General features: G+C 38.8%; 19 protein-coding genes and 1 pseudogene. 6 read left to right on the top strand and 14 right to left on the bottom strand.

Annotation, left to right across the window (positions count from 1 at the left end; genetic code table 11):
- Window positions 1-13 precede the first annotated feature (13 nt).
- The 6 genes from ABDZ97_RS00385 to ABDZ97_RS00360 all read right to left on the bottom strand — a co-directional run bounded on the left by ABDZ97_RS00385 (window position 14) and on the right by ABDZ97_RS00360 (window position 4,817).
- Entirely contained in the window at window positions 14-874 is an 861-nt protein-coding gene (locus ABDZ97_RS00385) for a hydroxymethylglutaryl-CoA lyase (RefSeq protein ID WP_343783923.1), read from the bottom strand.
- A 60-nt stretch (window positions 875-934) separates the two neighbouring features.
- Complete coding sequence (locus ABDZ97_RS00380) at window positions 935-1,972, bottom strand: quinone-dependent dihydroorotate dehydrogenase (RefSeq protein WP_343783921.1); 1,038 nt, start codon at window positions 1,970-1,972, stop codon at window positions 935-937.
- A 68-nt stretch (window positions 1,973-2,040) separates the two neighbouring features.
- The gene (locus ABDZ97_RS00375) at window positions 2,041-3,015 is read right to left on the bottom strand and encodes a DUF6089 family protein (protein ID WP_343783919.1); all 975 of its coding nucleotides are present in this window, start codon (window positions 3,013-3,015) and stop codon (window positions 2,041-2,043) included.
- A gap of 154 nt (window positions 3,016-3,169) precedes the next feature.
- A complete protein-coding gene (locus ABDZ97_RS00370) occupies window positions 3,170-3,574 on the bottom strand; it encodes a hypothetical protein (protein ID WP_343783917.1) in 405 nt (134 codons plus the stop codon).
- A 13-nt stretch (window positions 3,575-3,587) separates the two neighbouring features.
- Entirely contained in the window at window positions 3,588-4,244 is a 657-nt protein-coding gene (locus ABDZ97_RS00365) for a hypothetical protein (RefSeq protein WP_343783915.1), read from the bottom strand.
- 3 nt (window positions 4,245-4,247) lie between these two features.
- Window positions 4,248-4,817 (bottom strand): RNA polymerase sigma factor, encoded by a 570-nt coding sequence (locus tag ABDZ97_RS00360; protein ID WP_343783913.1) that lies wholly within the window; start codon window positions 4,815-4,817, stop codon window positions 4,248-4,250.
- Window positions 4,818-5,082: 265 nt separating this feature from the next.
- Between ABDZ97_RS00360 and folE the strand changes: the two genes are divergently transcribed.
- Together folE and ABDZ97_RS00350 are read left to right on the top strand one after the other, a co-directional pair.
- Window positions 5,083-5,748 (top strand): GTP cyclohydrolase I FolE, encoded by a 666-nt coding sequence (gene folE, locus ABDZ97_RS00355; protein WP_343783911.1) that lies wholly within the window; start codon window positions 5,083-5,085, stop codon window positions 5,746-5,748.
- Between the two features lie 4 nt (window positions 5,749-5,752).
- Window positions 5,753-6,966, top strand: a pseudogene (locus ABDZ97_RS00350) (GTP-binding protein).
- 35 nt (window positions 6,967-7,001) lie between these two features.
- On the opposite strand, the gene ABDZ97_RS00345 reads toward ABDZ97_RS00350, so the two are convergent.
- On the bottom strand, window positions 7,002-8,243 hold the full coding sequence (locus ABDZ97_RS00345; protein ID WP_343783909.1) for an HD domain-containing protein: 1,242 nt from the start codon (window positions 8,241-8,243) through the stop codon (window positions 7,002-7,004).
- Between the two features lie 48 nt (window positions 8,244-8,291).
- Here ABDZ97_RS00345 and porX point away from each other — a divergent pair, with 48 nt between their 5' ends.
- The 3 genes from porX to ABDZ97_RS00330 are packed head-to-tail and all read left to right on the top strand — an operon-like array spanning window position 8,292 to window position 11,487.
- A complete protein-coding gene (gene porX / locus ABDZ97_RS00340; protein WP_343783907.1) occupies window positions 8,292-9,839 on the top strand; it encodes a T9SS response regulator signal transducer PorX in 1,548 nt (515 codons plus the stop codon).
- 5 nt (window positions 9,840-9,844) lie between these two features.
- Window positions 9,845-10,273 (top strand): tRNA (adenosine(37)-N6)-threonylcarbamoyltransferase complex ATPase subunit type 1 TsaE, encoded by a 429-nt coding sequence (gene tsaE / locus ABDZ97_RS00335; RefSeq protein ID WP_343783905.1) that lies wholly within the window; start codon window positions 9,845-9,847, stop codon window positions 10,271-10,273.
- Entirely contained in the window at window positions 10,270-11,487 is a 1,218-nt protein-coding gene (locus ABDZ97_RS00330; RefSeq protein WP_343783903.1) for an alanine dehydrogenase, read from the top strand. Before tsaE ends, ABDZ97_RS00330 begins: the two co-directional genes overlap by 4 nt.
- A 21-nt stretch (window positions 11,488-11,508) precedes the next feature.
- On the opposite strand, the gene ABDZ97_RS00325 is transcribed toward ABDZ97_RS00330, so the two are convergent.
- The 7 genes from ABDZ97_RS00325 to ABDZ97_RS00295 form a co-directional block, all read right to left on the bottom strand.
- The gene (locus tag ABDZ97_RS00325) at window positions 11,509-12,198 is read right to left on the bottom strand and encodes an SDR family NAD(P)-dependent oxidoreductase (RefSeq protein WP_343783901.1); all 690 of its coding nucleotides are present in this window, start codon (window positions 12,196-12,198) and stop codon (window positions 11,509-11,511) included.
- Entirely contained in the window at window positions 12,191-13,282 is a 1,092-nt protein-coding gene (locus ABDZ97_RS00320) for a 2Fe-2S iron-sulfur cluster-binding protein (RefSeq protein ID WP_343783899.1), read from the bottom strand. Before ABDZ97_RS00320 ends, ABDZ97_RS00325 begins: the two co-directional genes overlap by 8 nt.
- Before the next feature lie 36 nt (window positions 13,283-13,318).
- On the bottom strand, window positions 13,319-14,383 hold the full coding sequence (gene paaE, locus ABDZ97_RS00315; protein WP_343783897.1) for a 1,2-phenylacetyl-CoA epoxidase subunit PaaE: 1,065 nt from the start codon (window positions 14,381-14,383) through the stop codon (window positions 13,319-13,321).
- Between the two features lie 242 nt (window positions 14,384-14,625).
- Window positions 14,626-15,204: a methyltransferase domain-containing protein gene (locus ABDZ97_RS00310; protein WP_343783895.1), complete on the bottom strand. Its 579-nt coding sequence runs from the start codon at window positions 15,202-15,204 to the stop codon at window positions 14,626-14,628.
- Window positions 15,205-15,213: 9 nt separating this feature from the next.
- The gene (locus ABDZ97_RS00305) at window positions 15,214-15,975 is read right to left on the bottom strand and encodes a hypothetical protein (RefSeq protein WP_343783893.1); all 762 of its coding nucleotides are present in this window, start codon (window positions 15,973-15,975) and stop codon (window positions 15,214-15,216) included.
- A 66-nt stretch (window positions 15,976-16,041) separates the two neighbouring features.
- The gene (locus tag ABDZ97_RS00300) at window positions 16,042-17,109 is read right to left on the bottom strand and encodes a tetratricopeptide repeat protein (protein ID WP_343783891.1); all 1,068 of its coding nucleotides are present in this window, start codon (window positions 17,107-17,109) and stop codon (window positions 16,042-16,044) included.
- Between the two features lie 127 nt (window positions 17,110-17,236).
- Entirely contained in the window at window positions 17,237-17,977 is a 741-nt protein-coding gene (locus ABDZ97_RS00295; protein WP_343783889.1) for a YoaK family protein, read from the bottom strand.
- A gap of 528 nt (window positions 17,978-18,505) precedes the next feature.
- On the opposite strand from ABDZ97_RS00295, the gene ABDZ97_RS00290 reads away from it, so the two are divergent.
- Window positions 18,506-19,156: a sterol desaturase family protein gene (locus tag ABDZ97_RS00290; protein ID WP_343783887.1), complete on the top strand. Its 651-nt coding sequence runs from the start codon at window positions 18,506-18,508 to the stop codon at window positions 19,154-19,156.
- Window positions 19,157-19,242: the final 86 nt, after the last annotated feature.

The raw sequence follows: 19,242 nt of genomic DNA, 5'->3' as shown, positions 1-19,242 counted from the left end.
TGTTTCGATACTCTTACAAGGGAAAAACGGTTCCGCTCAATGTAAGCGATTTGTTAAACGCTTCCATATCCAACCCTGTTTCATATCCATTCTCCTGCAACCAATGTACCATCTTCTCAGTTGGCATGTTCCCGGTAAGGTCATCTTTAGCCATAGGACAACCTCCAAAACCTTTTATTGCGCCATCCAATCTGAAGCAGCCACTTTCCACTGAAGCTTTGACTTTTTCGGCAAAAGTTTCCTGAGTCGTATGAAGATGTGCACCAAACTCCACTTCAGGCAGAGCAGGAATAACAGTTGTCATCAATTGGCGTATTGTTTCATCATTTGAAACACCTATCGTATCGGATAAGGCCATGATCCGAATATCTAACTGTGAAAATAGTCTTTCACACCATTCAGTAACCAGATCCGGACTCCATGGATCACCATAAGGGTTTCCAAACCCCATCGAAAGATACACAACCAACTCTTTCCCTGATTTCTTACAAATATTCTGGATTTGCTCTACCCGAATAAAAGATTCTTCAATAGAAGCATTCGTATTTCGCTGTTGAAAAGTTTCTGAAACAGAAAACGGATACCCCAGGTAATCTATTTCTTCAAAAACTGACGCATTTTCCGCACCACGCTTGTTCGCTACAATAGACAGAAGCTTTGACTTTGTCGAACTCAAATCAAGACCTTTCAACACATCTTCCGTATGTGCCATTTGTGGAATCGCTTTCGGATTTACAAAACTCCCGAAGTCAATCGTATCAAACCCTACCTTAAGTAGTGAGTTGATATATTCAATTTTCTTTTCCGTAGGAATAAACTCTTTGATGCCTTGCATGGCATCACGCGGACATTCGATCAGTTTCAAGCTTTGCATGGCTAAAAATAATGAATATTTGTTGATATTCTAAATAATGTATCCGAGATTTCTGTTTAATTATTTTTTGTATTTCCGAAGGATCTCTTTATTAATGTTTTTAATCATTGCAGGTCCTTCATAAATGAATCCGGTGTACACCTGAACCAGGTCTGCACCTGCTTCCAGCTTCTCAATAGCATCAGCAGCAGTAAAGATTCCACCTACTCCGATAATAGGAAAAGCCTTTCCTGATTTCTCAGATAGAAAACGAATAACTTCTGTTGATCGGTTTTTTACCGGTTTTCCGGATAATCCTCCTGCCCCAATCTCCTGAATACGGTTCTGATCGGTTGTAAGACCTTCACGTGAGATCGTAGTGTTGGTTGCTATCACGCCCTGAATACCACTCTCTTTAATTATATCTATAATATCCAAAAGCTGCGAATCGCTAAGGTCCGGTGCAATCTTTAACAGAATTGGTTTTGGGGAAGTCCTTTTCTTATTCTCTCCGTGCAGGGTATTCAATAAGGCTAATAGAGGTTCTTTATCCTGCAATTCACGCAAGTTAGGGGTATTTGGAGAACTTACATTAACAACAAAGTAATCAACAGAATCAAACAGGGCATTGAAGCAATATATATAATCACTCACTGCTTCTTCATTCGGAGTCACTTTATTCTTCCCTATATTTCCTCCTATGATCAGACCTGACTTTCGTTGTTTCAAACGTTCTACCATTACCTCTACTCCACCATTGTTAAAGCCCATTCGGTTGATCAGCCCGTTATCCTCCGGCAATCGAAATAAACGGGGTTTCTCATTTCCGTCCTGTGGCCTGGGTGTAACTGTACCTACTTCTATAAATCCAAATCCACAATAATCAAGTTCATTGAATAATTCGGCATTTTTATCTAACCCGGCTGCCAGTCCGACCGGATTCCTGAAAGTAATTCCAAACACTTCCCTTTCCAGCCGCTTATCTTCGATTACATATAATTTTTTCCACAGCCATTTCATTCCGGGAATAGCCAGAAGCGTTTTTAATGCAGTAAAGACAAAGTGGTGTGCTTTCTCAGGATCAACCTTAAACAGGAAGGAGCGAATTAACTTATACATAAAAAAAATTTGAGTGTAAAGTTAAAAACCTTACACCCAAATCAACAGGTTCTTTCGAAAAATATTTTTTAGAATTTCGCCTTAACCGAACGCCAACGAACAGAGGTTTTTCCAACAGTTCTATTCGAGTAAGTAATATTTTTAATCAATGTTACATTAACAAAGAACAGTGCATCCCGATCTTTTGAGTTTCCTCTTTGATTGGAACCTGAATTTGAATTAAACCAATCAGGACGAAGTGTAGGATTTGCCAATGAAGCTGCAACAGGATCCTGAGCTGCCAATGCAGCTTCGTTGTAATATACTGTAGAAACATCATCAATGTAATCCGTAAATGTCATGTGATACGCAAACTCCATTCCCAGTTTCCAGGTTCTTCCAATCCCCACTTTAAATCCTAATCCCATAGGAATAGATACACTCACCGGGCCATACTTTTTTGCTCCATCATCGAAGTTTTGTCCTTCCGTACCCAATGGGCGAAGACTTGTCCAGCTTCCGTTGTAACGTGCCTGAGGATTGTAATAGAAAATACCAATTCCTCCGAAAAGATAAATCTGAGATGCTTTATTTTTGAAACCTTTCAACCCCGGAACGCGGTAACGGCGCCCTACTTGTTCATTGGACCACAAAATGAACTCTAACTGTTGAGAAAGCTCTATAATTATTGATCTGAAATGAAGATTTCTGTTAAAACGAATTTCATCTTTGGAAAGCGCATCATCACCACTAACCATACCGATATTCAAATGTGTTTTTGTTGCAAACATCGGGTGAAAGCGGTATCTGAATCCTACATGTCCTCCAATACGGGTAGCAGGAAAGTTAAGATCAAGGAATGTCTTTTGACGACCTTCACCTTTTCCACCTCCGACATCTCCTAGGAACTGGGTTGCACCTAAACCAAAATAGACTTCTTTTTTATGAAGCGCCCAATTTCGGGAAGTATTAAAATTCGTAGGTTGAGCTTTCAGCGTGTATGAAAATCCGACAAGCACCAGACCTGCCAGCATAACATGCTGAACTTTAGTTAATATTTGCATAGTGTGGTTCAATTTTACTGTTTAACCAGTTCATTTTAAAACGCTAATTTACAAAGCTTTTACTTTTTACGAAAAAAACACACGTTTTTTTTTATACACACCTCTTTTTTAATTAAACCAATAACATAAAAACCAAGCCATTAGACCGATTTCTTTAATCATTCGTTAATATTAACCTGAGGTTACTCAATGTATAGTATTTTCCCTCCTTATCAATCGCTGTAATACGGGTAAAATACAACGCCAGATTTTCGTAACCTCCCGCTTTCCATCTTCTGCATAAATCAGCCGGAATTTTGTCACCTTCCATGAAAAGGATATTACTTCCTGTGTCCGCACCATAAGAAAGCGCATACGAAACTACTTTCCATCCTAAATTATTAGTCAGAACTGATGAACACAACCTGTCTATAGCAATATCTCCATCCATAACCCGATCAAAATGCGGATAATAATCAGATTCTTTAATCTTTTTCCGAATCTTCAAGGTGTATTCCTGAGAAGATACGACAGGTATAAACGCCACTAAAAGAAAAAGCAGCACACTTATTCGAATCATAACTCCTGTTTACTTATAGCTTGCGAACATAGAGTTTATTCAGTTCTTTTCCTGAACTGAACTTCAATACGAATTTATTTTCAGCGAGACTGATCAACTCAACATCATCCCAGGTTTGCTCAAACCAGGAAGGATCGAAGCGCGAACCTTTCAGTACTTCAAGAGATGCGCCTGACAACTTTGCCAGTTCCGGAAACTCTTCCTCTACAATATCCAAACGGATAACAGGACGATTACCTGATGATTCTTCACTTTTCTCCGGAGTGGAAGAAATAGTCTTATCCGAGCTACTTTCCTGATCCGGCATACTCGCCTTCGTTTCAGAAGCACCCTGCTCTTTGGTTTCCTTACGGTACTCAGCAACCAATTCTTCCTGAATAGTTACCGTTTCAGATTCCGTTTTTTCCTGATCAATTAGTGTAGTAGACTGGAAAAGATTTGCCTGAGTATAGTTTATTTCATGCGTTATGTTTTTTGACTGGGTTAATAGATAAATGGTGACTAGTATAGTGGTGGAAGCTACTCCCCCGGCTCCCCAGAACCAGGGGGTCTTCCAAATCGGTTTTTTTATCAACTCAAAATCTTTTTTCAGCTGGTTAAAATTCCGATAACCTTGAATCTGTTCCCTGGAAACCTGCTCACGATCCAGATTCATTTTGAATTTTTCCATAGTTTACTTTTTATGAAAGAGTTTTTTTAATTTTTCTACGACTCTAAAGCAGCGTACTTTAGCGTTATTTTCTGTTACATCAAGAATTTCGGCAATCTCCCTGAAAGGTCTTTTTTCAAAATACCGCATTTCAAGTAATTGCACCTCATCTTCTTTCAGTTTTGCGATACAGGCAAATAATTTTGCTCTGTTGACTTCGTTTTCTTCCTCACTAAAAACATCCATCATCTCGCTCAAATGTACTGTTTCTACATTCACCGTTCTTATAGCCTGCTTCTCTCTGAACGATTGATACAATTCACTTTTTGCAATCCGGTACAACCACGATCCGAAAGGAACCCCCCTGAATTCGTACTTGTGCAGATTTTTCATTGCTTTCAAAAAAACCTGAGACGTAACGTCTGCTGCCATATCCATATCATCCATCCGCTGATAGATGTACCTGAATATCTGTTCATGATACTTGTCATACAAAGGAGCAAACCTCTCCGGGTCCCTCTTTGCATGCTGTATCCACTCCAACTCACGCTGAATTTTCTCCGGAGTATGGTGATACAATGGGTTAACTGTCATAGCTTATTGGTTTTATTTGGTTTTAACTGGTCCTTACCTCTATAAGTAAGTAATTCAAAAAAGTTACAGGGAATTTTGACTTTTCTTTATCAGCTAGTTCAGATGGAACATAAAGAAACAATCAACAGAGTCAACAACAGTAATATAACGTAATAAAGTACTTCTTTATTGTTTACTTGTTTCTCCTGCTTATTCAAATTGTACCATTCCATTTATGCAACTAAGTTGCATAAATGGAATATTCTATCTATTTTCGCCACTAAAAATGAGTTTAGAAACAAATAAAACAGAACGATTCGAGGAACAGGGAGATCATCACGAATTCTCACAATTATTGTATCCGATCCGAGAGGATGCTTTCGAGAAAAGTGACGAGGAGAAGATGACTGAAATTGCTTTTCATTTTCAAAAGATTATGGAAACGCTAGGACTTGACCTGACAAGTGATAGTCTGGAAGGAACTCCTTATCGTTTTGCAAAAATGTATGTTAAGGAGTTATTCGCCGGGTTAAATCCCATAAACAAACCCTCTGTTTCTATATTTTCCAATTCCTATAACTACTCCAGGCTTCTGATTGAAAGAAATATCAGTTTCACTTCATTTTGTGAGCATCATTTCCTCCCCATGATAGGAAAAGTACATGTTGCCTATCAATCAACGGGAAAAATAATCGGGCTGTCAAAAATCAATCGTATCGTGAGATATTATGCCAGTCGCCCACAAGTACAGGAACGACTCACCGAACAGATCGCAGAGGAACTAAAAGAAGTTTTATCCACAAAAGATGTAATTATCTATGTAGAAGCCCGTCACTTATGTGTCAGTTTACGCGGTGTAAAAGATCCAACAAGTGATACGATTACCACCTCTTACTCTGGAATCTTTAATTCCGTAAAAGAACGGGAAGAATTTTTTAAACTGGTAAAATAACAACATGATTCAAAATAGAAAAAAGCTTCCGGTAACAGTGCTTAGTGGCTTTCTGGGAGCGGGAAAAACCACTCTTCTCAATCATATTTTGCATAATAAAGAAAACCTGAAGGTTGCTGTTATTGTAAATGATATGAGTGAAATTAATATTGACGCGAAACTCGTGGAAAAGGAATACACCCTTTCCCGAACAGATGAAAAACTGGTAGAAATGTCAAACGGTTGTATCTGTTGTACGCTTCGGGAAGACCTTATGATTGAAGTAGAAAAGTTAGCCAAATCTAACCGTTTTGATTACTTACTTATCGAAAGTACGGGAATCAGTGAACCTGTTCCTGTTGCACAAACCTTTTCATTTGTGAGTGAAGACGGAAGCATTGACCTCAGTCATTATAGTTATATTGATTGTATGGTTACAGTCGTTGACGGCTTTAATTTTTTCAGGGATTTTGGCAGCGATGAATATTTGTCCGACCGGGAACTTACAGACATGGAAGGAGATCTCCGAACAATCGTTAATCTCCTGACTGATCAAATTGAGTTTGCAAATGTTATTCTGATTAATAAAACCGACCTCATTAGTCCGGAGCAACTCGTAACTCTTAAGGCAGTTCTGAAAAAACTAAATCCCGAAGCAAAAATTCTTACTTCTGAATTTGGGAAAATTGCTCCTTCGACACTACTTAATACGGGGCTGTTCGATTATGAAAAAGCAGAAAATGCTGCCGGATGGATCAAAGAACTGGAAGGTAATCATACTCCGGAAACAGAAGAGTATGGAATTTCTTCCTTTGTTTTTCGTGATAACCGGCCTTTTCATCCACATCGTTCATGGCATTTTGTGACAAAAGAGTTTCCTTCCACCATTATCCGCAGTAAAGGACTACTTTGGATGGCTTCCCGCCCAGCTCAGGCTATAAACTGGTCGCAGGCAGGAGGAGCACTCCGGGCAGACAGTGCCGGTGTTTGGTGGGCGAGTATGCCCTACGAAGAAAGAATACGATAGCCTCTTTCTTAGATTATCATGAAGAAATTGAAAAAAGATGGAGCAAAGACTTTGGAGATCGCTTGAATGAACTTGTTTTCATCGGACAGGATATGGATCAACAGCAAATCCTGAAGCAACTGGAGAGCTGTATTTGTTCACCCGAAGAGATTTCTCTTTATCTGGAAAATCAATTTCCTGACGGAGATGAATGGCCTGTAGCAAAAATCTAAACCAAAATAAGTACCTGTACTATACATGCGGGTACTTACCCTACGGGGTAACAAAGCGCGTATTTTTTAACCGGTTTTGATAACGCTGAAATATTCAGGTTATCGGAAGCATGCGGTAAATCGATAACTTCTCCGTTTTTCATGAGCAGGTTAATATTTTGCTTATCGCTGGAGTAAGCATTGTTTGTCAGGCTATTCGCAAAAACGAAATAATGAGCATCTTCCAATGAGATTCCGAGAAGACTTGCTGCCATTTCCCGCTCGAGGTTCAGGCGATCCGGACTAAAGGGTTCTTTAGATACCTCTACCTTTAATAGCTTTCGGTTTACCAGTTTTGAACTTAACAAAGAAAGAATGCGATCTTTATGACTGCACCATACTTTAATGGCGCCCATAATATCGTAATCATCCAACCGCGTAAATGTTTCCAGAACTTCCCGATTGGTTAGGAATTCATCTTTCGAGATATCATTTTCCAAGAAAAACCGTAAAGCAGGACTGGCAAAGATCTCTTCTCCTGATCGCACAAGTTCCTTTGCCCGTTCCAAAATTCGAATCAGCATAAACTCAGCTCCCACAACTGTTTTATGTAGATAGACCTGCCAGTACATTAATCTACGGGCAGTAATGAATTTTTCCACCGAATAAATTCCTTTTTCTTCTACAACAAGCTGTTCATTATGCACATTTAGCATTTCAATGATCCGGTCACTACCAATTTTACCTTCGGAAACTCCTGTGTAAAAGCTATCCCGATTCAAATAATCCATCCGATCCATATCCAGCTGACTGGAAACCAACTGGTGCAAAAACGGTCGCGGATAATCATTTTCGAATACATGTAAGGCCCGCAGCAGTTCATCTCCCAACTCCTCTGCCAGACGTTTCATAATCGCACCCGATATTTCTTCGTGCGTCACACCTTTGATAATGGTATGTTCAAGTGTATGTGAATACGGACCGTGGCCAATATCGTGCAAGAGAATAGCCGTTAAAACGGCTTTTTCTTCTTCCGGGGAAATTACAGTACCTTTTCGTTTCAAGGTTGTCAATGCTTTATCCATAAGATGCATAGCACCAAGAACATGATGAAAACGGGTATGCAAAGCTCCCGGATATACAAGGTCTGTCAACCCTAATTGTTTGATCCTTCTCAATCGCTGAAAATAAGGATGTTCCACCAGGTCGAAAAAATACGATCCCGGAACGGAAATAAAACCGTACACCGGATCGTTAACTATTTTCTTCTTGTTATTAATTAGGGAATTTGACTGCAAAACCTTATTTTTAATATCTGGTGTCAAAACTAACAAATATTTAAACGAATGAGTACAAAAATTCTTTGGGCAGACGACGAAATTGACTTACTAAAGCCTCACATACTCTTTTTGGAATCAAAAGGATATACAGTAGAAACCGTAAATAACGGAGGGGATGCCATTGAAAAAAACAAAGAGACTTCTTTTGATGTAATTTTCCTGGATGAAAACATGCCCGGAATCAGCGGACTGGATGCATTGACACAAATAAAAGAACGCAGACCTTCTGTTCCTGTTATTATGATCACTAAAAGTGAAGAGGAACATATTATGGAAGAAGCGATCGGAGCTAAAATTGCCGATTATCTGATCAAACCGGTCAATCCCAACCAGATTCTCCTCAGTTTGAAAAAGACACTGGAACATTCAAAACTTGTCTCGCAAAAAACGAATTCATCGTATCAACAGGAATTCAGAAATCTGGGAATGCGAATGGGAGATCGTTTAGATGCAGAAGAATGGGCTGAACTATATGCGAAACTGGTGTACTGGGAACTTGAGCTTGCTAATTCTCGTGACAATAGTATGAATGAAATTCTGCTAATGCAAAAGAAAGAGGCAAATCAGCAGTTCGGCAAATTCATTGAGGATAACTATACGGACTGGTTAAACGGAGCTGATGATTCTCCCGAGATGATTCATACGGTATTTAAACATCGTGTAGCTCCCCACATCAATAAAGGAGAGAAAACGTTTCTACTTGTGATTGACAACCTGCGTTACGATCAGTGGAAGGTGTTACAACCCTTGATTACAGAACAATTCAGCATTCAAAGTGACTCTATTATTTACTCTATTCTTCCGACAGCTACCCAATATGCGAGAAATGCTTTTTTTGCCGGGTTGATGCCGGGAGAAATTGAACGTAAATTTCCTAAACTTTGGGTCAGCGAAGATGCCGAAGGCGGTAAGAATAATCACGAAAATGAGTTACTTGAAGCTCAACTAAAACGATTGGGTAAAGATATCCGTTGGAGCTATCATAAAATCACCAATTACGATGCCGGGAAAAAACTGGCAGATCAGTTTAATAAGATCGTGGACAATGATTTCACGGCTATCGTATATAACTTTGTTGATATGCTTTCCCATGCCCGCACAGACATGGAAGTCATCCGGGAATTAGCTGATGACGAAGCTGCATACCGTTCCATTACGATGAGTTGGTTTGAACACAGTCCTCTAAGAGACATCTTAAAGAAAATAGCTGAAACAAACGGACGCCTTATTATCACATCCGATCACGGAACCGTTCGTGTGAAGAACCCTGTAAAGATTGTAGGAGAAAGAAGTACCAATACGAATCTCCGATATAAGGTAGGACGTAACCTCAGTTACAAAGATAAGGATGCTTTCAGTATCAAAAATCCGGGAGATGCTTTTCTACCTAAAACATCCGTTTCAGGCGAATACGTATTTGCCAGAGAAGAAGACTTCTTTGTTTACCCGAATAACTACAATCATTTTGTAAAATTCTACGGAAATACTTTTCAACACGGAGGAATTTCTCTTGAAGAAATTCTTATACCTTTCGTAATTTTGCAGGCCAAATGATTGTAATGGAAACCAAAAAAGAAATACACGTTCAAAAGGTTGAAGATCTTATCGGTGCCGCGAAGGAATTTCTGGAACTCATCAAGGATCGAAAAATCATTTGTTTTAACGGACAGATGGGAGCCGGAAAGACGACTTTCGTGAAAGCCCTCCTGAAAGCTATGGATGCCCGAGATGATGGTTCCTCCCCCACATTTGCACTTATCAACGAGTATTCCTCGTACATGTACGGTCCCATTTTTCATTTTGATCTCTATCGCATTGAGAGTATGGAAGAGGCACTTGATCTTGGTATTGAAGAGATTATTTATCAGGATTCCATCTGCTTTATCGAATGGCCGGATAAAATTTTAAACCTTTTACCGGAAGATTACGTAGAAGTGAAAATTGAAGTAAATGAAGATCAATCACGCACGCTAATTGTAGAGTTATGATAACAGATCCGGAAACGCTGAAACATCTGCTTAAGGCAGGATCACTATCTCCGCAGGAAGAGACACTGGAAATAGGCCGAAAAAGGGGGAAACTTTTTATTGGAATCCCCAAAGAAACTTCTTTTCAGGAAAACCGGGTAGCACTGGCTCCTGAGGCCGTTTCCCTGCTTACAGCAAACGGACATAGAATCCGTGTCGAATCCAAAGCTGGGGAGCATTCAAAGTTTTCGGACAATGAATACTCTGAAGCAGGTGCTGAAATCTGTTATGATAAAAAGGAAGTCTTTTCGTGTGACATTATCCTGAAGGTAGCCCCTCCTTCGGAAGAAGAAATTGAATTAATGCCGGGGGGACAAACGCTCTTGTCCGCCTTGCAGTTGTCTGTACAACCCAAAGCCACTTTGGAAAAATTGTACCGTAAGAAAATAACTGCTGTCGCCTGGGACTATATTCAGGATGATCAGGGAATTTTCCCGGTAGTCAGAACAATGGGAGAAATTGCCGGAAATACGGCCATTCTGGTTGCATCCGAATTACTTTCCAATCCTAATGGAAAAGGATTGATGCTAGGAGGTATTGTAGGTGTCCAACCCACCGAGGTAGTAATTCTTGGTGCCGGAACAGTAGGGGAATTCGCTGCCCGATCCGCCATCGGACTGGGAGCCTCGGTAAAAGTTTTTGATAACTCACTTTCAAAACTACGTCGCTTACAGAACGATATCGGAACACGAATTTTCACTTCGGTACTTCAACCGAAACTAATTTCCAAAGCTCTTCTTCGTGCAGATGTAGTAATAGGAGCTATGCGGGCACCGCTTGGAAGAACTCCCTGTATTGTCACGGAAGAAATGGTTGCAGAAATGAAACCGGGTTCCGTTATAGTGGATATAAGCATCGATCAGGGTGGTTGTTTTGAAACTTCTGAAGTTACGAATCACAATAACCCAACATTTACCAAGCATGGGGTTATCCATTACTGTGTACCCAATATTGCATCACGGGTATCGCGTACGGCCTCTTTTGCGTTATCCAATATCTTTTCTCCTATTCTTATTGAAATGGGGAATCAGGGTGGCTGTAAAGAGCTGATTAAAAACGATCCCGGATTCAGAAGTGGCGTATATATGTACAAAGGAACGCTGACGAGTGAAATTCTCGGTAAGGTTTTCGGTCTACCCTACAAGGATATTGAACTTTTATTGGCAGCTATGTAGCTTTCTCTCTACTACTCTTTATCAGGGAGTACTAAGCGAAACCGGAATGATTTTTCCTTTGATCCATTGATGTGCACTGGAGGAAAAATCAGCAATAAAGGTTGCCATCTGTGAAGCTGAAACAGGAGCCTGATACCCTGGAAAAGCTTCTTCTAGCATTTCTGTCTGAGCTGCTCCCAATGCAAGACAATTAAATGCTATTCCACTTTCCTTGTATTCTTCAGCCAGTAATTCCGTCAGTGAAGCTAATGCGGCCTTCGATGTGCTGTAAGCACTCAGTCCGGCAAACTTAACCGATCCCTGAAAACCTCCCATACTCGAAATCATAACGGAATGGGCGCCAGCAGACATTTTAGGGAGTGCCGCCTGCATAACGGAAAATACTCCCATCACATTTACCTGGTAACACGAACGAATATCCTCGGCTGTCAGAGAAAGGAACGGTTTATTTACCAACTTCCCGGCGTTATTGATAATAATATCAATCTTATCTACTCCCGCAAAGATCCTTTCTGCTGTTTCACGTACCTTATCTCCATCCAGATCGAATGTGACACAAGTAACAGATGGATACTCTGAAAACACCTCTGACATTTGCTTACTGTTTCGGGATAAAGCCAAAACCTGGCAATCCTCCTGTTTAGCAAACTGATGTACCAACTCTTCCCCTATTCCCCTACTTGCTCCGATGATAACGACCTGTTTACTCATCGTATGTCAGTTTTAACGTTTCGCTGGCAGGATGTGCCTGACAAGTCAACACATACCCCTCTTCAACTTCCTTATCCGTCAAGGAGTAATTCAAATCCATTACGGCTAATCCTTCCGTTACTTTTGCGCGACATGTACAACAAACTCCACCTTTGCAAGAGTATGGAGCATCTTCTCCCATATCTGTCAAATGATCCAGAATACTTTTTCCTTTTGTAGCCAAATCGAAAGTAATCATTTCACCATCCATCTCTACTTCGACGTGAGAAACTCCTTCAAATTGTTCTGCCACAACCTTTTTCTCATTGGATTTCATAAGAACAGGTGTTGTAAACAGCTCATAGATGATTTTATCTTCCTGTACGCCAAAAAGTTTGAGTGTTTCGATTGCTGAAACGATCATTTCTTCCGGTCCGCAAATGAAAAAACCATCAGCACGAAGCATAGCAAGATCTTGTTTTATAATCTCACTGATTTTGTCTTTATTCAACCGCCCCGTTCCGAATCCTTCAAGCTCTTCACCCGACAATATATGTTTCACCTGAACAGCCGGAGATAATTGCTCCAACTCAGATCTGAACATAATTGTTTCCTGCGTTCTGTTTCCATAAAACAAATTCAGTTTTCCACCTGCTCCAGCGAGTGTTTTAGCAATAGATAAAATCGGTGTAATCCCACTTCCTGCTGCAAAAGCTACATAATTTCCTGTTTTTTCCTTCAATCGGAAATTTCCTTCGGGAAAAGAAATCATGATTTCCTGTCCTTCGGCCAGTTGCCGGTTCAGGAAAGTACTTACAATACCATCCTCTACTTCTTTTACACCAATTCGAATTCCTTCTTCGGGTGAACTACAAAGTGAGTATGATCGTCTTTCTTCTTTCCCATTGACAGTAACCAAAACAGTTATGTATTGCCCCGGAATAAAATTAAACCGACTTTTATGCTCCTCCGGAATCCGGAATTGAATACTTACAGAAAGTGGTGTCTCCCGTTGTATTTTCTCTACGGTTGTCAGTACAAATCCCTTCGGAATTCTGAGTGATGATTCCGTTTTCTTACCAAATAACTTACCCAATAATCCCATTCTTTCTCTCTTATCTTTCTCTTTCTACTATCAAAATTAGTCATCAAATGACACGACCAGTTTTTCCGAAGTCGGATGCGATTGACAGGTCAGGATATATCCGGCTTCTATTTCATCCGGTTCCAATCCATAATTAACATCCATTTTCGCCGTTCCTGCAAGAACTTTTGCCTTACAGGTACAACACACCCCTCCTTTACAGGCAAAAGGCACATCCGCACCGGCATTGTACGCAGCATCCAGAATATTATCACCATCCGAATTCACACGTATTTCCATTTCAACGCCATCAAGAATCACTGTAACATTCGACTCAATCTTTGGTCCGCTTGCTACAGAAGCTTCTTTCTTAGGAACAGCTGCTGTAAACAACTCAAAATGAATCTGTGATGATGGAATACCATACGAATCCATTCGATCTTTCACATCCAAAATCATTTTCTCAGGTCCGCAAATGAATACTTCATCTACCTGCTGATTTTTCAAGAATGAATCATAAATAGCATCGCACTTTCCCGCATCAATTCTTCCTCGCTGAATGTCATTCCCTAAATTTTCCCGGGACAACACATGGATCAGGTTCAAATTCGTCAGATGCTTATTCTTTAACGCTTCAAGTTCTTCCTTAAATATAATAGAACCTACCCCTTTATTTCCATATAACAATGTCACCTGACTTTCAGGCTCTTCATTAAGAACCGACTTCGCAATTGATATAACAGGGGTAATTCCTGATCCTGCTGCAACCAAAACATAGTGTTTATGGTTTTCAGCTTGTATCTCCGGACAAAATCTCCCCACCGGTGTCATAACATCCAATAAATCACCAATCTTTAATTCCTGGTTCGCATACGTTGAGAACTTACCATTTTCAACCTGCTTTACCGCCACTCTTAATTCCTTTTCAAACGGAGCTGAACAAATGGAGTACGAACGACGCACTTCTTCTCCTTCAAAATCGCGCTTTAATGTCAGGTACTGTCCGGGCAGAAACACGTAGTCACTAACTAAGGCATCCGGCACCTCAAAGGCAATGGATACACAATCCGGTGTTTCTTTTCGAATGTCACTAACTTTCAGTGTATGGAATTTTGGTGTCATCTTTATCAAATTTGAGCCGCTAAAGTTAATCAATTCGTCGAATGTCAGGAGTGATTTTTATCAGGAAAATAAAATTGTGTTTTCAGCCGACATCTCAGACGATCGTATTGTTTTTTTAAACAAAAAATAAGGGATGCCAGAGACATCCCGTTATCCTTAACCTGTAGAAGTTAATAATTGATCCGTTATGAACTTATAACGGCAACTTCCCGTAAAGGTTTCATTTTTTCGTATTTATTTTATCACTTTTCAATTTCAATGAATACTTCTGTTCCCATTCGGGGAGTAACTGAATGTAAACACGGATAAATTTTCACCGAAGAAAAGTGGGTTTCAAACAGTTGTTTATATTCTACTGCACTTCCTCCAAACGGGGGACCTGCAGGAAAATCACGATCAAACAAAACCCCAATCAGTTTACCTCCCGGCACCAACAATTCTTTTATTTTTTCCACATATCGCTCTCTGTAATCGGGTGGAATAGCACAAAAAAATGTTTGCTCTACAATACGGTCATATTTTTTTTCATGCTCAAAGAAATCCTGCAAGATCAATTGTTCCTGCGGGAAATCAATTACTCTTTTCCGGAAATTCAAAATCGGTGTTTCTGCAAAATCAAGTACAACCACATTGGTAAAGCCTGATTTGTATAAATACTCTGCCTCATACGCATTTCCGGCTCCGGGGATCAGAATATTCAGTTGCTTGTTCTCTTCTCTATCAAACCAATCTCTCAGTGGTGGTGAACATTGTCCCAAATCCCACCCTGTATTTTGCTCGTCGTAACGTTCTTCCCAGAATTTTTTATCAGAAGTATTCATTCCCAATTTTTATTCTCTAAAGTTAATTGGTAGAATCCATATCAAGTCATCTCTGGTACAAAAAGCTGGGTTTTCATACTCGCTGAAGTTTATCTTCAAATAACTTCTTCGCTCCCGATCCCCTCTACATTTTAGTTCTATTCCCTGTAACAATTCAGAATAAGAAAACTGTTTTTTAGTTAATGCATCTATAAATATGACACCCCTGAGATGTTTAAATGCTGTTTGAAGCAATTTGGATTCATTCATTTTCACATACAGTGTCGAATCTGTTTTATTATCTACATACAGTGACGTAAATAATGTTTGAAGCTGCGAATCATCAATATCAATCCTACCTGTGTGTGTTTTTCCAAGACTCTCAAATACTACTCTACCAAGACTATCCTTAATGCGCTGACTCATAATAAAATTAAATCCTGCATTTTCATCAAAAACACCTGAATCCATTATTATATCTCCAGTCATTACTAAATGAATACCATACTCCTCATACGACAAGTAATGGCATACACTAACATGCCCCGGATCTCCTATTTGCCGAATGGAGAGTTCCTTTTTTTCTAAAGCCTGTTGAATCCCTGCGCAAAAAGCATCCAGATTATTTATGCACCCCAATATAGAGTTTACAGTTACATTTCCTCCATTATCAGTAAAATCTATTGTATTCTTGCGGATTTGTATCGAATCAACTCCTACTTGATTACAATATGTACGATAAAACTCAGAACAATCAAACCCCTGACTGTAAAGATCAGAAAAACTGACCATCAGCACACTACAAATTATCAATTGACAATTCAGTATTTTCCGATAGAATACCATTCCCCCACTTACCTATCTTGACCTGATAAACTTAGTATCATTCGTTATTTTCAAACTATTCTCTTCCTGAATATACCAAACCACAAACTCCTCAAATTCTTTTTGGTGACTTTCTTTCCACTGGTTAAATTCTTCCTGGTTACCAATTTGAAACAGGTAATGGTTATATGCATCAAAAACACCATTATCAAGCATTTGCTTATGGAACTGAAAAAGCACATTTGGATATTCCTCAGCATCTTTTTTGAAATAATTCTCAATGAATTTTTTTCGAATTGAGGCGAGAGAATTCAAATCGAGTGTTTGTTCTCCTAATAAGGCTAAAATGAAGTTATTTTCAAAAACAGCACAAAGAGGCAAACGAAATTCTTCTCCCGAAACAATTGTAGCAGCATCAATAATCACCTTACAAAAAGTTACTCTCATCGTATCTCCCAACGTGATAGATGACTGATAAGCATCATAAAGAAGCTCGCTCATTTCCTGAGTCCTTGTAGTAGTTCGTTCTAAGTTCATAAATATCTCACCATAAATTAACCCTGAAAGCTTATCCCTTGAATTTAAAAACAACTTCGCGAGTCTGTAATAGTTCGATGTAAATGTCGGATCAACAGCAATTCCGTTCTCATAATTAACAACAGCTTCATCATACTTTCCCTGTCCAAGGTATATATTACCCTTTTCCAAGTGTAAATTACCTGAATTAGGAAAGACTTTCATCCCCATTTCATACTCTTTTATGGCTACTTCAGGTTTTCCCATTAAACTGTAACAGTTCCCTAGCATTTGATAAACCTGACTATTTATAAACTTATACTTTTTTACTTTCTTTAGAATTTTTGCAGCCTTATCATACTCTTCTTTCAAAACATGCGCATAAGCTATTTCGTAAGGATATTGATAGTTCTCAGGATCCATTTTTTCGCATTCCCTCAACAGTTGTATACTTTCATCAATTTGCCCTGCATCCATCATTTTTATCGCTTCTTTCGCTTTTTCAAACGCTTTTTCCTGATCTGTTTGCGCAAAAAATGAAACAACTATAAACTGAACCAGAAGAAGTAGTAGTACCTTATTCATATACATTATATTAATGTTCCCGATAGATGATTAATTAAATACCTCATCACTCTGAAAACGGTTGATTTTGTTATTTATGATTACCGAACAAATATACTATCACTAATTGGAATTTTTCAAAAACTGATTATAGAACTCTCTTACTGGCATATTTCCTTTTAGCCTTAATCAGTTTAAACCGGAAATCATCATAGAATAGACTCATTAGCAATATAAAAGCTCCGAAGAACAAGGTATTCAGTTTCAAATCGATCTCAGAGTATAGAAAACCACCAATCAACCCGCCTGCAAAAAAGAATGAAATAATGTATAAACGAAGTTTGATATTTGCTTTTAACTTCTCTCTGTTCGGATGTGATCTAGGGAAAAATAATAGTGATATATCAATTCCTAAATCCGTAAAAAGTCCGGTCAGATGCGTCGTCCGAACAATAGCATTGGAAATTTTTGTGACGTATGAGTTTTGTAATCCCATTGCAAAAAGTAACAGGCAAACAATACTATCAGGATACATTATTTCTGCAATATTACCAACCAATGCAATTGAAATCAGGATCAATGATTCCAGTATCATCGGAACCAGAAAAATATTTAGTTTTTTACTTTCCCGGAACATTTCAATGAGAAAGCCCGATAAAAATGAACCAAATAAGAAAGAAAAAATATAGAGAAAATAGATGGTTCCTTTCCAAAAATCTGCATTGGCTATATCATTGATAAATAATGCAAAATGTCCGGTTACATTTGTTGTTAACTGTTGAAATGCTAAAAAACCAGTAACATTTACGATTCCAGCCACAAAAGACAGAACGGTAGCGATTTGTAGATTATGTGTAAGTGTTCTGCTTTTGCCCTGATGTCTAAACATTGTTTTCTTTTTCGTTTAGCCTCTTACACCATTCTACTTCTGTGGTGTTACAGCCTGCAAAGATAACGAATTTCACTACATCTCCGGATAAGTACCCCTAATTGGATGTGAAGATATGATCCTATTTTTTACACGAAATGAACCAATCACCACTGTTTATGTATTCCTGAAACATTTCTATCTCAAGCTATATTTTATCCGTTCATTTTTCTTCTCAAAAATACAGTCCCCTACAGTTTCCTATCTGCACTTTAGTTTCTACTGTATCGTATACTACACCTTACCTCCCGTTTTTCAATCTCTGATTCCTCTTTTTGTAACACTTTATTTTTTCACAGCTACAAATCAACCCCTTATAAAAATAAAAACAGGCAGTACTTCTCACCTTATATTATGCGCATCATACTTTTATTTCAAAAAAATTTATCTAAACATTTCTCCTTATCCTATGTTAAAATATTGTTTTTTTAATATATTTTAAGGGAATTGTTTTCCATTTTTTTAAGACATTTGCAAAAATAACTAGTCATGAGCCAATACGAAATACCCGTTTACCCGAATAGTAAATCGCCAAAGCTCTTTAAAAATAAATTTCTTGAGCTGCTAACCAAAACCCATCCAATCGTTATTTTATTGATGTACTTTGTAATCGCATTTTTCCTGATAAGGTACTATTACCTGAATATCAATCCAAGTGCAACATCAATTATCCTGGCCTTCTTTACCGGCTATTTTTCCTGGACGTTGGCTGAGTACTTTATGCATCGCTTTTTATATCATAAGATTGGTGATGCCACTTTTTCTTCAGGGATTCAATACCTTTTTCACGGAATCCATCATTACTACCCGAATGATAAGGATCGACTTGTTTTACCTCCGGTTCCTTCATTGCTGATTGCTGCCATTTTCTTTGGTGTTTTTTACCTGATTATCGGAAATTACGCGTACACTTTCGGACCCGGATTTATGATTGGATATGTATCTTATATGACAGTGCATTATACCATTCACAAAGTTCCGGCGCCAAAACGATTTAATTTCTGGTGGAGACATCACAATATCCACCATTATCAACAACACGACAGAGCATTTGGAGTAACCACTTCTTTTTGGGACAGAGTATTTGGTACAATGCCTGAAGCCAACAGGAAAACTATTTCTGTAAAAAACATGGATTAACCCCATGACTAGTCCTAAATAACCGATACAGGTTTTAGACTAAAATAAACAATAATTATATCCCAGCAAACACATGTTTGCTGGGA

It is taken from the genome of Wandonia haliotis (assembly GCF_039523435.1).
In the GTDB taxonomy this organism is placed as follows: Bacteria; Bacteroidota; Bacteroidia; order Flavobacteriales_D; family Crocinitomicaceae; genus Wandonia; species Wandonia haliotis.
This window is presented reverse-complemented; position numbering and strand designations above follow the sequence as displayed.